14 protein-coding genes are annotated in these 12223 nt (G+C 64.7%); 10 read left to right on the forward strand and 4 right to left on the reverse strand.

Going from position 1 to position 12223, the window contains the following annotated elements:
* Window positions 1-83: 83 nt before the first annotated feature.
* Window positions 84-716, reverse strand: coding sequence for a hypothetical protein (locus tag LZ536_RS09855; protein ID WP_249849203.1), 633 nt, complete (start codon window positions 714-716; stop codon window positions 84-86).
* Window positions 717-816: 100 nt separating this feature from the next.
* Between LZ536_RS09855 and ispH the strand changes: the two genes are divergently transcribed.
* Complete coding sequence (gene ispH / locus LZ536_RS09860; protein WP_249848626.1) at window positions 817-1764, forward strand: 4-hydroxy-3-methylbut-2-enyl diphosphate reductase; 948 nt, start codon at window positions 817-819, stop codon at window positions 1762-1764.
* Window positions 1761-2204, forward strand: coding sequence for a ribonuclease HI (gene rnhA / locus LZ536_RS09865; protein ID WP_249848627.1), 444 nt, complete (start codon window positions 1761-1763; stop codon window positions 2202-2204). The genes ispH and rnhA overlap by 4 nt, the downstream gene beginning before the upstream one ends.
* On the opposite strand, the gene LZ536_RS09870 is transcribed toward rnhA, so the two are convergent.
* On the reverse strand, window positions 2205-2378 hold the full coding sequence (locus tag LZ536_RS09870; RefSeq protein WP_249848628.1) for a YegP family protein: 174 nt from the start codon (window positions 2376-2378) through the stop codon (window positions 2205-2207).
* A gap of 36 nt (window positions 2379-2414) precedes the next feature.
* Window positions 2415-3518, reverse strand: coding sequence for an NAD(P)/FAD-dependent oxidoreductase (locus LZ536_RS09875; RefSeq protein ID WP_249848629.1), 1104 nt, complete (start codon window positions 3516-3518; stop codon window positions 2415-2417).
* A gap of 50 nt (window positions 3519-3568) precedes the next feature.
* Between LZ536_RS09875 and LZ536_RS09880 the strand changes: the two genes are divergently transcribed.
* From LZ536_RS09880 to LZ536_RS09915, 8 genes are all read left to right on the forward strand, one after another.
* Window positions 3569-4066 (forward strand): A24 family peptidase, encoded by a 498-nt coding sequence (locus tag LZ536_RS09880; protein WP_249848630.1) that lies wholly within the window; start codon window positions 3569-3571, stop codon window positions 4064-4066.
* A gap of 46 nt (window positions 4067-4112) precedes the next feature.
* Window positions 4113-5111, forward strand: coding sequence for a Flp pilus assembly protein CpaB (gene cpaB / locus LZ536_RS09885; RefSeq protein ID WP_249848631.1), 999 nt, complete (start codon window positions 4113-4115; stop codon window positions 5109-5111).
* Window position 5112: 1 nt separating this feature from the next.
* Window positions 5113-6594, forward strand: a complete 1482-nt coding sequence (locus LZ536_RS09890; protein ID WP_249848632.1) for a type II and III secretion system protein family protein — start codon at window positions 5113-5115, stop codon at window positions 6592-6594.
* 23 nt (window positions 6595-6617) lie between these two features.
* Window positions 6618-7259: a CpaD family pilus assembly lipoprotein gene (locus tag LZ536_RS09895; RefSeq protein WP_249848633.1), complete on the forward strand. Its 642-nt coding sequence runs from the start codon at window positions 6618-6620 to the stop codon at window positions 7257-7259.
* Window positions 7259-8518 carry a pilus assembly protein CpaE gene (locus tag LZ536_RS09900; protein ID WP_249848634.1) on the forward strand — a complete coding sequence of 420 codons (1260 nt, stop codon included), beginning with the start codon at window positions 7259-7261 and terminating at the stop codon, window positions 8516-8518. The genes LZ536_RS09895 and LZ536_RS09900 overlap by 1 nt, the downstream gene beginning before the upstream one ends.
* A 57-nt stretch (window positions 8519-8575) precedes the next feature.
* A complete protein-coding gene (locus LZ536_RS09905; RefSeq protein WP_249848635.1) occupies window positions 8576-9547 on the forward strand; it encodes a type II secretion system F family protein in 972 nt (323 codons plus the stop codon).
* 10 nt (window positions 9548-9557) lie between these two features.
* Window positions 9558-10547, forward strand: coding sequence for a type II secretion system F family protein (locus LZ536_RS09910; RefSeq protein ID WP_249848636.1), 990 nt, complete (start codon window positions 9558-9560; stop codon window positions 10545-10547).
* Between the two features lie 120 nt (window positions 10548-10667).
* On the forward strand, window positions 10668-10937 hold the full coding sequence (locus LZ536_RS09915; RefSeq protein ID WP_249848637.1) for a LapA family protein: 270 nt from the start codon (window positions 10668-10670) through the stop codon (window positions 10935-10937).
* A 22-nt stretch (window positions 10938-10959) separates the two neighbouring features.
* Here the strand turns inward: LZ536_RS09915 and LZ536_RS09920 are convergent, their stop codons facing one another.
* Entirely contained in the window at window positions 10960-12177 is a 1218-nt protein-coding gene (locus LZ536_RS09920) for a polyhydroxyalkanoate depolymerase (protein ID WP_249848638.1), read from the reverse strand.
* Window positions 12178-12223 lie beyond the last annotated feature (46 nt).

Here is a 12223-nt window from a genome sequence, read left to right on the forward strand (position 1 = left end):
CTAGCGGGAACCCGCCAGAAGACGCGGCTGCATTGGCCCGCCACCGGGGCCGAGTCAATCAGGACGAGCGGCGGAGCGCGCGCCTAGCGGGTCGCGTTGTAGCGGAGCTGGTCCTGGGTCAGCTGGAAGCCGATCAGCTGCTCGAAGGTCGCCCGGGCCACGGCATCGCGAATCCGGGGATCGGCCAGCGGGTCGACGGCCGCATCGGCCTCACCGGGCTTGCGCTTGCGCGTCAGTTCGGCGCGGACATCTTCGGGTAACGCGGCCGCGCCGCGATTCACCCGGCCCGTTACCTGCGCGCTGGTCTGGGCGCGAACACTTCCGGCGGGAAAGTTGAGTGCGACGTAGCCGACCTTCTTGGCCACGACATCAGACCCGCCCTGGGCGATGACATCGTAGTAAGGCAGGGTCACCTGCCGCGCCTCACCTGCATCTCGGCGGGTGGCGACCACGTCGAACGTGGCCGTAGAAACGACGTTGGTCGCATCTTCCGTGCAGCTGGCGCGCAGGTTGGTGATGGTCGCAACGACATCGATAGCCGATGCATCCTTGCTGGTCGCCGGGTTGAACAAAGTGATGTCGCCGGTGCCGGCGGGAATGCCGACCTGCGGGCAGGACGAGCGAGTGACATAAACGCCGGTGTCGTCAAGGGTCCCGGCCGTTTTGCAGGCCGAGAGGGAAGCGATGGCGGCAAGAGCGATCAGACCGGACTTCACAGGGCGCAATTCAATGATCCTTCGGAGAGGGCGTATTATTGGCCCGCAGTCATAGGTAGGCCCTACCAAGGCTGCAAGCGATGCCTTACATCGCACCACAATGCCTGAACCCAAGCCTAACCTTCGCGTCCTGATTGCGGCGCCGCGCGGTTTCTGCGCCGGAGTCGACCGCGCCATCCAGATCGTCGAGCTGGCGATCGAGCGTTTCGGTCCGCCGGTTTATGTCCGCCACGAGATCGTCCACAACCGCTTCGTCGTCGACAGGCTGCGCGGCCTTGGCGCGGTCTTCGTCAAGGAACTGAACGAAGTTCCGGACGGACGGCCGGTCATTTTTTCGGCCCATGGCGTGCCGAAATCGGTGCCGGCGGCCGCCCGGAATCGCGGACTCGACTATCTTGACGCCACTTGCCCGCTCGTCAGCAAGGTGCACCGCCAAGCCGAGCGGCTGATCGAGTCGGGACGGCATATCATTTTCATCGGCCATGCCGGCCATCCCGAGGTCATCGGCACCTTCGGTCAGGCGCCCGCGGGATCGATGACCCTGGTCGAGACCGTCGAGGACGTCGCCAGCCTGTTGCCGGGCGATCCCGCGAACCTCGCCTTCCTGACCCAGACGACCCTTTCGGTCGACGATACGGCGGAAATCGTCGGAGCGCTGAAGGCGCGCTTCCCGGCCATCCAGTCGCCACGCAGCGAGGATATTTGCTACGCGACCACCAACCGGCAGGCAGCAGTGAAGGCGATCGCGCAGGAGTGCGACCGGATGCTGGTCATCGGCGCGCCCAACAGCAGCAATTCCCTGCGGCTCGCCGAGGTTTCGGAGCGCGAGGGCGTGGGGGCGAGGCTGATCCAGCGCGCCGCCGACATCGACTGGGACTGGCTTGGCGAGCCGGAGACCGTTGGCGTCACCGCCGGGGCATCAGCGCCCGAGGTCCTTGTCCGCGAGGTCGTCGAGGCCCTGAGCGAGCGGTTCCACGTCACCGAGGAGGTGGCAGACCACACACCCGAACGCATGATCTTCAAGCTGCCGCGCGAGCTGGTGGCTTGAGAGAACTCCCGCTCGTCGAAATCTTCACTGACGGGGCGTGCCGGGGCAACCCGGGACCCGGCGGTTGGGCGGCGCTGCTGCGCACTGGCGACAAGGAGCGCGAAATCAGCGGCGGCGAGGAGCATACGACCAACAACCGCATGGAGTTGATGGCGGCGATCCAGGCGCTGGAGGCCCTGAAAAAGCCGTGCCGCGTCGAGCTCCACACCGACAGCAACTATGTACGCGACGGCATCACCAAGTGGATCCACGGCTGGCGGCGCAATGGTTGGCGCACAGCCGACAAGAAGCCGGTCAAGAATGCCGAGCTGTGGCAGGAGCTATGCATCGCCGCCAAACCACACCGAGTCGAATGGCATTGGGTCAAAGGCCACAGCGGCCATGTCGAGAACGACCGGGTCGATGCTTTGGCCTGCGCCGAGGCCGATGCGCGGCGCTGATCAGGCGCTTTCGGTGGGAGCCTTCGGGCCGTTCTGCTGGATCGAATCGATCGCGTTCTGGGCGCCGGAGCGGCTGGAATAGCCCTCGGTCCAGAAAATCGTCTCCGAATTATATTTGAACTTGGCGACATATTCGCCGGCCTTGTTCTGCTCGATCACGAACTTGTGTGCCATGCCCGCATCTCCTGCGTGAGGAGCTGGTTACATATGTTAGTTGTGTGCCGGGGCGAAGGCCGCGGGGTCGATTCCGTCGAGTTCCGAGGGCAGTTCATCGCCGCGAATCAGGCTTGCGCAGAGCAAGGATGCAGCCGGTGCAGTCTGGATGCCCATGCCGCCCTGCCCCGCACACCAGAAAAAGCGTGGGCTGGCGGGAGCGAAGCCGAACTTCATGCGGCGGTCCGGCGCGAAGGTCCTAAGGCCCGCCCATTTGCACTCGACCGCCTCGACCGGCCAGTCGACGGCTTTCTCGAACCGGTCGATGGCGGTTGCGACGTCGATTTCTTCCGGGGCGGCGTCGCAAGGTTCGACCGGCGTTTCGTCGAGTGGGCAGACCCAGACGCTGTTGTCGGCCTCACCCTTGAAATAGAAACTCTCGTGGCTGTCGGTGACGAACGGCAGGTCGCGAAGGCCTGTGCGGCCGATTCGCAGCTGGACCACGGTACGGCGCTTGGGAACGAGGCCGAGGCCTGTGACCCCGGCGCGCGTCGCGACCTGCTCGGCCCAGGCGCCGGCGGCATTGACGAGGACCGGGGCGCGGACCTCGCCGGCGCTGGTTTCGATGCGCCAGGCGCCGTTCGATTCCCGGGCGCTGAGCAGCTCGGCGTCGGTGCGAACGATGCCGCCGCCGCGGCGGATGGCCGAAAGGCAGGCGTTGTGGAAGGCGGCGACTTCGATGTCGGCGCAGGTGCCTTCGTACCAGGCGCCGACCCATTGCTCGCGAAGGCCGGGGATGACGCGCTCCAGTTGGGGGCGATCGAGGTAGGCGGGTTCGTAGATTCCGCCGAGGTCGCTGACGCCGTCGACATCGACAAGTCCGGCGCGAACAAGGTGGATGGCGCCGCGAGTCCTCAGGAGAGGAGCTTCGCTATCCGGCCACCGCCCGTCGAAGAAAGGCCTGGAAGCGAGGGTCAGCCGTCGTTCCGGCGTGTCTCCGCCGAGGCTCGCCTGCCAAAAGGCGGCGGACCGTCCGGTGGCGTGACGGCCGCACAGATCCTCGGCTTCGATGATGAGGATCCGCGCGTCCGGAACCAGCCGGGCGCCAAGGCTGGCACCGGCGATTCCGCCACCGACGATGACAATGTCATAAGTCTCCATCGCGGCGGCTGGTTACGGTTTGGAAAGCCGCACCGTCTAGGGGGACTGTCATGATAAACGCCGGATTCACCGAACTCCTGCTTGGCCTGCTTGCGATCCTGTTGGTCGTCGCCGCGGTCATCGACGTCAGGACCTACACCATTTCAAATGGGCTCAACGCCGCGGTGGCGCTGATGGCGCCGCTCTTCTGGTGGTCGATCGGCCTGCCCTTCTGGCCAGACGCCGCGATCCAGGTTGGCGTGGCCGTGGGAGTCTTCGTGCTGCTGGCGATCACGTTTTACATGGGAATGATGGGCGGCGGCGACGTCAAGCTGGCGGCCGCGATCGCGCTGTGGTTCCCGCCTTTCACGACTTTGCGATTTTTAGTGATGATGTCGCTGGCCGGCGGCCTGCTGACGATTATCGTTCTGCTGATCCACAAATTTCGCGGAAAAGCGCCAGTTGCCGAAGGCGAGAAGCCCGCCCGCGTCGAGGTTCCTTACGGAGTCGCCATCGCTGCGGGCGCGCTTTGGATTCTCGGCCAACGCTTTCTTAACCAATTTGCCTGATTTGTGAGGCTGATTGAGGGACCCATCTGGGGGAGGCGTGTTCGCCATGAACGCTAAGAAAGTCGCACTGCTCGTCGGAGCATTGGTCATCGCAGTTATCACCGCGGTCATGGCCAAGAACATGTTCACAGGAGCTGCCGCACCGCAGGCTGCAGCTGCCCAGGTCCCGACCGGACCCAAGGTGCTGGTGGCCCGCAAGGCGCTGCCGGTTGGCACGATCATCGACCAGGAAAGCCTGGCCTTCCAGGCTTGGCCGAAGGAGTTGATCCAGAACGCCTACTACCTTGAGGGCCAGCCCGAATCCGACATGGCCAAGCTGATCGGCACGGTTGTCCGCAACCCGATCACCGCCGGCCAGCCGATCACCCAGGGTGCACTTGTCGGCCCGAACGATCGCGGCTTCCTGGCCGCGGCGCTTGGCCCGGGCATGCGCGCCGTGACTGTCCCGGTTTCCGGCACGACCGGCGTCGCCGGCTTCGTCTTCCCGGGCGACCGCGTCGACCTGGTGTTGACGCAGGAAGTCGCCGGTGGCGGCGATGGCCCGCCGCTGAAGGTTTCCGAGACCATCGTCCGCAACCTGCGCGTGCTCGCCACCGACCAGCGCACGGATAGCAAGGACGAGGAAGGCAAGACCGTGGTCAAAGCCTTCTCAATGGTCACCGTCGAGGCCACTCCGCGCCTCGCCGAAAAGATTGCGGTGTCGCAGTCGCTGGGCACGATCTCGCTGTCCCTGCGCTCGATCGCCGACAATACCGCTGACCTGGAGCGCGCCGTTGCCGAAGGCGACGTCAAGCTCCCGGCCAATGCCAATCCGGCCGAAGAGCGCAAGCTGCTGCTGGCCGTCGCCAATCGTCCTCAGGACAACAACACCACGTTCGTGACCGGTGGTGACGTGTCGCGCTTCCAGCGCACCAGCGTCCCGCAGCGCCAGGCGGAAGCGGCTCCGGCCGGTTCCGGCGGTGCCACCGCCGCCGTCCCGGTTGGTCCAGTCGTCCGTGTCGCCCGTGGCAATGCTGTCATGGTCGTTCCGGTGGGAGCCCGTTAAGATGAAGAGCATCACCAAGAAGAGCCGCGTCCGCCTGGGCACCGCCCTCGCCGCGCTGGCCATCGGCTTCGGTAGCGTCACCGCCGCGGTTCCCGCTTCGGCAGCGCCCAAGGCCGGCAGCTTCCGCCCCAGCCAGACAGTCCTACTGTCGACGGGCGAGGGCCAGGTCGTTCGCCTCCCGGCGGCCGTCGCCGACGTCTGGACGTCCAATCCCGCGGTCGCCGACGTCTATGTCAGCAACTCGCGGCAGATCAACCTGTTCGGAAAGGCCGACGGTGAGTCGACCGTGGTTGCGACTGCTGCGAACGGCGCCGTCGTCTACTCGGCCAACGTTAGGGTCAGTCAGAACATCACGTCGGTTGACGCGATGCTGCGCGCCGCGATGCCCCAGGCGAGCATCAAGGTCCTGAACGCCGGCCAGTTGGCCGTGCTGACGGGCACCGTCGGTTCGCCGGACGAGGCAGCGCAGGCCCAGCAGCTGGTTGCAGCCATGCTGAACCCGGGCGTCGACATGTCCAAGGACGGCGCGACCTGCAAAATCTGCGTGGTCAACCGCCTGAGCGTCGCGACGCCACTTCAGGTCAACCTGAAGGTCCGCATCGCCGAAGTGAACCGCTCGCTGACCAAGTCGATCGGCGTGAACCTGTTCGCCAGCGATCCGACCAGCGGCTTCAAGTTCGGCATCGGCCAGGGCGATCCGACCGCCACCACTGGCCCGGGCAGCTCGCCGTTCAAAGTCGGTTCGCTGATTGCTGGCGGCACGACCCTGGGCGCAGCCGGAAAGCTTTTCGGCCTGGATCTCGCCGGCGCCATCGACCTTGCTGCCAAGGACGGCCTGGTGACAATCCTCGCCGAGCCGAACCTGACTGCGCTTTCGGGTGAAACCGCCAGCTTCCTGGCCGGCGGCGAATTCCCGATCCCGGTCGGACAGGGCAACAACGCCGTCACCATCGAATATAAGCAATATGGTGTCGGCCTGGCCTTTACGCCGATCGTCCTGGCTGACGGCCGCATCTCGATGCGCGTCCGCCCGGAGGTCAGCGAGCTCAGCAACGAAGGCTCGGTGAAGACCGGCGATTTCATCGTCCCGGCGCTCATCACCCGCCGTGCGGAAACGACCGTGGAGCTCGGCTCCGGCCAGTCTTTCATGATTGCCGGCCTGCTGCGCAACTCGAATACGAACTCCATCACCAAGGCCCCTTTCCTGGGTGACTTGCCGATCCTGGGCGCCCTGTTCCGGTCGAGCAGCTTCCAGCGGTCGGAGACCGAGCTGGTGATCATCGTCACGCCTTATTTGGTCCGGCCGACGTCGCATCAGCTGGCGTTGCCCACCGATGGCTACCGTACTCCGACGGACATCGAGGGTCTTGGCAATGGCCAGGTCTACACTGGGGTGTCAGGCCCGCGTCCCGTCGCTCCGGCCCCTGCGCCAGGAATGAGCGCCGGTGCGGCCGTAACCGCCGCCCCCGGCTTCAAGCAGTGAACCGCAACGCGAGGAGAATGAAGATGCGCAAAGGTTTCGCAATCGTGCTTCTGGCTTCCGCTCTTGCGGCCTGCACCACGCCGACTGTCGACCAGCCGACCCGCGGCATGGTCGCGACCAACCAACCGATCGTCACTCGCAGCGATTATGCGATGGACGTTGTGGCGCCGGACGGCGCCCTGCCCGCCTCCGAGGAAGCTCGCCTTGACGGCTGGTTCCGCGGCCTCGGCCTTGGCTATGGCGACAACATCTACGTCGATGGCGATTATAGCGGCGCGGCCCGTGCGGACGTCGCTCGCGTCGCCGGCCGCTATGGCATGCTGATCAACACTGGCGCGGCCCCGGTCACCGCCGGCACCGTCCAGCCCGGCAGCGTTCGCGTCGTTGTCAGCCGGACCCGGGCAACCATGGCCGGCTGTCCCAACTGGGATCGCCCGGCCGCACCGGACTTCGACAACCAGCAGCTGCCAAGCACCGGCTGCGCCGTGAACGGCAACCTGACAGCGATGGTCGCCGATCCGCAGGACCTGGTTTACGGCCGCGAGGCGGGCAGCGTCGTTGACGCCGCCGCGGCTGCCAAGGCTGTCCGCTCCTACCGGGCTGCCAAGCCCACGGGCGAAAATGGCCTGCAGGACGTCAATACGAAGCAGAAGGGTGGCAAGTAATGAACGCTCCGTTCCAGGCACGCGCGGGTTTGCGAGACCCCTTCACCGCCTTCGTCTGCGACGATGCCACGGCCGACATGCTGCGGCCTGTCGCGGTCGAGCACGGCTGGTCGCCAGAAAAGGTCAACAAGGGCGGCTTGCGCAATGCCGTGCAGTCGCTTTCCGTGTCCGCCAGCCCGAACATCCTGTTCGTCGACCTGTCGGAATCGGCTGACCCGCTCAACGACATCAACGCGCTTGCGGAAGTCTGCGAGCCCGGCACGATCGTGATCGCCGCCGGCCAGGTGAACGATGTCCGCCTCTATCGCGACCTCGTCGCCAGCGGCATCCACGATTACCTGCTGAAGCCGTTCACGGCCGACCAATTGCGCGACACGTTCGCGCATGCGCAGGCCATCCTGTCCGGCCCGCGCGGTGAAGCGCAGGTCGACAAGCCGCATGTCATGGCCGCCGTCATTGGCGTTCGTGGCGGCGTCGGCGCGTCGACCATCGCCACCAGCCTGGCCTGGCTGCTCGGCGCCAAGGCGAGCCGCACGACCGCGCTGTTGGACCTCGACGTCCACTTCGGCACCGGCGCCCTCGCCCTCGACCTCGAGCCGGGCCGTGGCCTGACCGACGCCATCGAGAATCCGAGCCGCATCGACGGCTTGTTCATCGAGCGCGCCATGGTCCGTGCCAACGAGCGCCTGTCTGTGCTGTCGGCGGAAGCGCCGATCAACCAGCCGCTGGTGACCGACGGCACTGCCTTCTTCCAGCTTCAGGAAGAAATGCGGAATGCCTTTGAGTCGACGGTGCTCGACCTGCCGCGCCACATGCTGATCCAGTATCCGCACCTGGTGCACGATGCGCACGTTGCGGTCGTGGTCAGCGAGCTCACCCTGGCGGCGACGCGCGATACCATCCGCATCCTCGCCTGGCTGAAGTCGAACGCGCCGCAGACCAAGGTGGTCGTGGTCGCCAACCGCATGCCCGCAGGCGGCGCGCTGGAGATCAGCCGCAAGGACTTCGAGCAGTCGATCGAGCGCGGCGTGGACGTCGTCTTCCCGGACGACGGCAAGCTGGCGGCCCAGGCCGCGAAGCTCGGCAAGCCGATGGCGGAAGTCGCCAGCAGCAAGATCACGGCTCCCTTCACCCAGCTGTCGAACATGGTCTTGAGCCATGCCAGCGAGGAAGGCGTGGCCGAGGCCAAGACGAGCGCCAAGGGCCTGGTCGATAACCTCAAGACCATGCTGTCGAAGCCGAAAGACAAAGCTGCGTAACTCGGGTTTCCGGCGGTGCACCCGCGCCGCCGGCAGTAAGGAACGGACGGACCCAAAATGCTGATGCCGATCCTCTTTGCGGTTGCCGTGTTTGGCGTGCTCGCACTTGGCTACATGGCCTTTAGTGGCCCGTCGCCGGCGAAGACCGTCAAGCGCCGACTCGAACTGCTTCGCGAGCGCCATGGCGATGCCATGACCGCAAGCGCCCAAGCGCAAATCCGCAAGCTGTTCGCGAGCCGCAACCAGAACAAGGTCGAGAGCGCGCTTTCGAGCCTGGTCCCGAAGCCGGCGCTGCTGAAGCTTCGCCTTGAACAGACTGGCCGCGATATCCCGCTTGGCAAATATGCCGGCGTCTCGATCGGTATTTTCGTCGTCATCGCCGCCGGCCTTGCGTTCAAGGGCGCTCCCATCCTGCTGGCGATCATGTTCGCGGCCTTCGTTGCCATCGGCGTGCCGCACATGGCGATCGGCTTCCTGATCAAGCAGCGACTTGCCAAGTTCAACACTAACTTCCCCGATGCCATCGAATTGATGGTTCGCGGCCTGCGCTCGGGCCTTCCGATCACCGAAACGCTCGGCATCGTCGGAAGCGAAATCCCGGGTCCAGTCGGCCTCGAATTCCGCGCTGTCGCCGACAAGATGAAAATCGGCCGGACGATGGAAGCGGCGCTCCAGGACACGGCCGATCGCATGGGCACGCCCGAATTCCAGTTCTTCGTCATCACTCTTGCTATCCAGCGCGAGACAGGCGGCAACCTTGCCGAGACGCTGTCGAACCTTGCCGACGTGCTGCGCAAGCGCGCCCAGATGAAGCTGAAGATCAAGGCCATGAGCTCGGAATCCAAGGCTTCGGCCATGATCGTCGGCTCCTTGCCTTTCATCGTCTTCGTGCTCGTGTGGATGGTGAACCCCAACTACATGACCGGCTTCTTCGTCGACCAGCGGCTGATGATCGCCGGCATGGGCGGCCTCATCTGGATGAGCATTGGCGTGTTCATCATGGCCAAAATGGTCAACTTCGAGATCTAGGGATCGTGTAATGCACGCTGCAGGCCCAACCATTCTTGGCTTCGACGTCGTCTGGATCGCGACCCTGTTGTCGGCGGTCGCGACCCTTGCCGTACTCACCGCCATCTATGCGGCGACCACGGTCAAGGATCCGATGGCACGCCGCGTCAAGGCGCTGAACGAGCGCCGCGAGCAGCTGAAAGCCGGCATCGTCGCTTCGACGAACAAGCGCAAGAAGCTGACCAACAAGAATGTGGCGGCGGATCGCGTCCGGGGCTTCTTGAGCAATTTCAAGATGATCCAGGACGATCAGCTGAAGAAGACCCAGATCAAGCTGATGCAGGCCGGCATCCGTGCCAAGGATCTCGCCTTCTTCATCATTGCCGCGCGCTTCGTGCTTCCGCTCGTCATCGGCACGGCTGTGGTGCTGGCGCTCTACGTCTTCGATTTCATGCCCGATTGGGGTGCCTTCAAGCGCTACGCCGTCACGGCCGGTGCGCTGGTCGGCAGCTACAAGGCACCGGACATCTGGCTGAAGAACAAGGTCACCAAGCGCAGCCATGCGGTGCGCAAGGGCCTTCCCGACGCGCTCGACCTCCTGGTCATTTGCGCCGAGGCCGGCCTCACCGTCGACGCCGCCTTCGGCCGCGTCGCCAAGGAGCTGGGCAAGGCCTATCCGGAGCTGGGCGACGAATTCGGCCTGACGGCCATCGAGCTGGGCTTCCTCAACGAGCGCCGCCAAGCCTTCGAGAACCTCGCCACGCGCGTCGACCTGGAAGCCATTCGCGGCGTCGTGACCACCATGATCCAGACCGAAAAATACGGTACGCCGCTGGCTTCGGCCCTGCGCGTCCTGTCGGCCGAGTTCCGTAACGAGCGCATGATGCGCGCCGAGGAAAAGGCAGCCCGCCTGCCGGCGATCATGACCGTTCCGCTGATCCTGTTCATCCTGCCGACCCTGTTCATCGTCATCCTGGGTCCGGCGAGCTGCTCCATCAGCGACAGCTTCATCAACAGCTAGGCCCCAAACACCCTGGGGGGACGAACCGCCGTCACGGGAGACCGTGGCGGCGGTTTCGCATTTGGAACGGTTCGGTGCGCTCAGGCTTTTGTCTCCCAAAATAGATAAGGGGACAGAACAATGATCGCCTTCACCTCCGACCAGTGGATCATCATCGCCCTGGTCTTTGTCTTGGGCCTGCTGGTCGGTGCATTCCTGTTCGCCGGCAGCGGCCGCAAGTGGAAGCACCGCTATCGCTCCGAAACCGACCGACGCGAGGCGCTGGAGCGTGAGCATGCGAAACATCGCCGAGAGTATGAGGCACGCGAGAAGGAATGGCGCGAGCAGGACAGCCTGCGCGCCGCGGCGCTCAAGGACCGCCGCGACGTCGAGGACGACCGGCCGCTCTAGATAAGGAAATCCGCCAGACGCTTCAGGCGTTGGCGGCGATGAATTTCTCGACGACCGGCGCAATCTGCTCGCGCCACTTGCGGCCATTAAAAATGCCGTAGTGGCCGACACCCTTGGCCAGGAGATATTCCTTCTTCGAGGCTGCAAGCGTCGATGCGAGCCCGAGCGCGGCGTGGGTCTGGCCAATGCCGCTGATGTCGTCGCGTTCGCCTTCGATGGCGAGGAGCGCCGTATCCTTGATCGCCTTGGGATCGACGAAGCGGCCGCGGTGCATCATCTCGCCCTTCGGCAGCAGGTGACGCTGGAAGACCACGTCGACGGTCTGAAGGTAATATTCGGCGGCCATGTCGCAGACCGAGAGATATTCGTCGTAGAAATGGCGGGTGGCGTCGGCACTTTCGTCGTCGCCGTCGACCAGATGCTTGAACATCTCCCAATGGCTGACAAGGTGGTTGCCGAGGTTCATGGTCATGAAGCCTGCGAGTTGCAGGAAGCCTGGGTAAACCTTCCGCCCTGCCCCCGGATAGATCATCGGCACCGTGGCGATGACATTGCGCTGGAACCAGGCGTGGGGCCGCTGGGTCGCCAGCGTGTTCACCGCCGTCGGCGCCTCGCGCGTATCGATGGGCCCGCCCATCATCGTCAAAGTCTTGGGGCGGCAGGGATGCTTGTCGGCATTCATCAGGGAGACGGCGGCATAGGCCGGAACCGCGGGCTGGCAGACGGCAAGCATGTGGGCGTTCGGTCCGACCGCCTCCAGAAACTCGATGAGGTAATCGATATAGTCGTCGAGGTTGAAGCTGCCGTCCGACAACGGCACCAGCTTGGCATCGCGCCAGTCGGTGATGAACACATCATGCTTGGGCAGCATGCGCTCGACCGTGCCGCGGAGCAGGGTCGCATAGTGCCCCGACATGGGCGCGACGATCAGCAGCTTGGGCTGCCCGGTGACACCTTCCTTGGCGAAATGCAGGAGTTGGCCGAACGGCTTGCGGAGCGCGATTTCCTCGCGGACCGCGACGATCTTGCGGCCGACCTTGGTCTCGTGAAGTCCGAATTCGGGCTTGCCGCGCGACGCGGAGGCATGGGCAAAGACGTCGAGGCTGGCGGCGACGATTGGGCCCATATGGCCGTATGACAGAGGATTTGCGGGATTATTGAGCCAACCGGCACCCATGGCAGCGACCCGGCTTGCGCCGGCCAGCAGCGAGCGCTGCACCTCATAGGCGTCGTAGAGCATCAAATGTCCTTGGGAAGATGATTGTCGATCACGAATTAACGAGATT

This window comes from Sphingomonas alba (assembly GCF_023516555.1).
Classification (GTDB): Bacteria; Pseudomonadota; Alphaproteobacteria; order Sphingomonadales; family Sphingomonadaceae; genus Sphingomicrobium; species Sphingomicrobium album.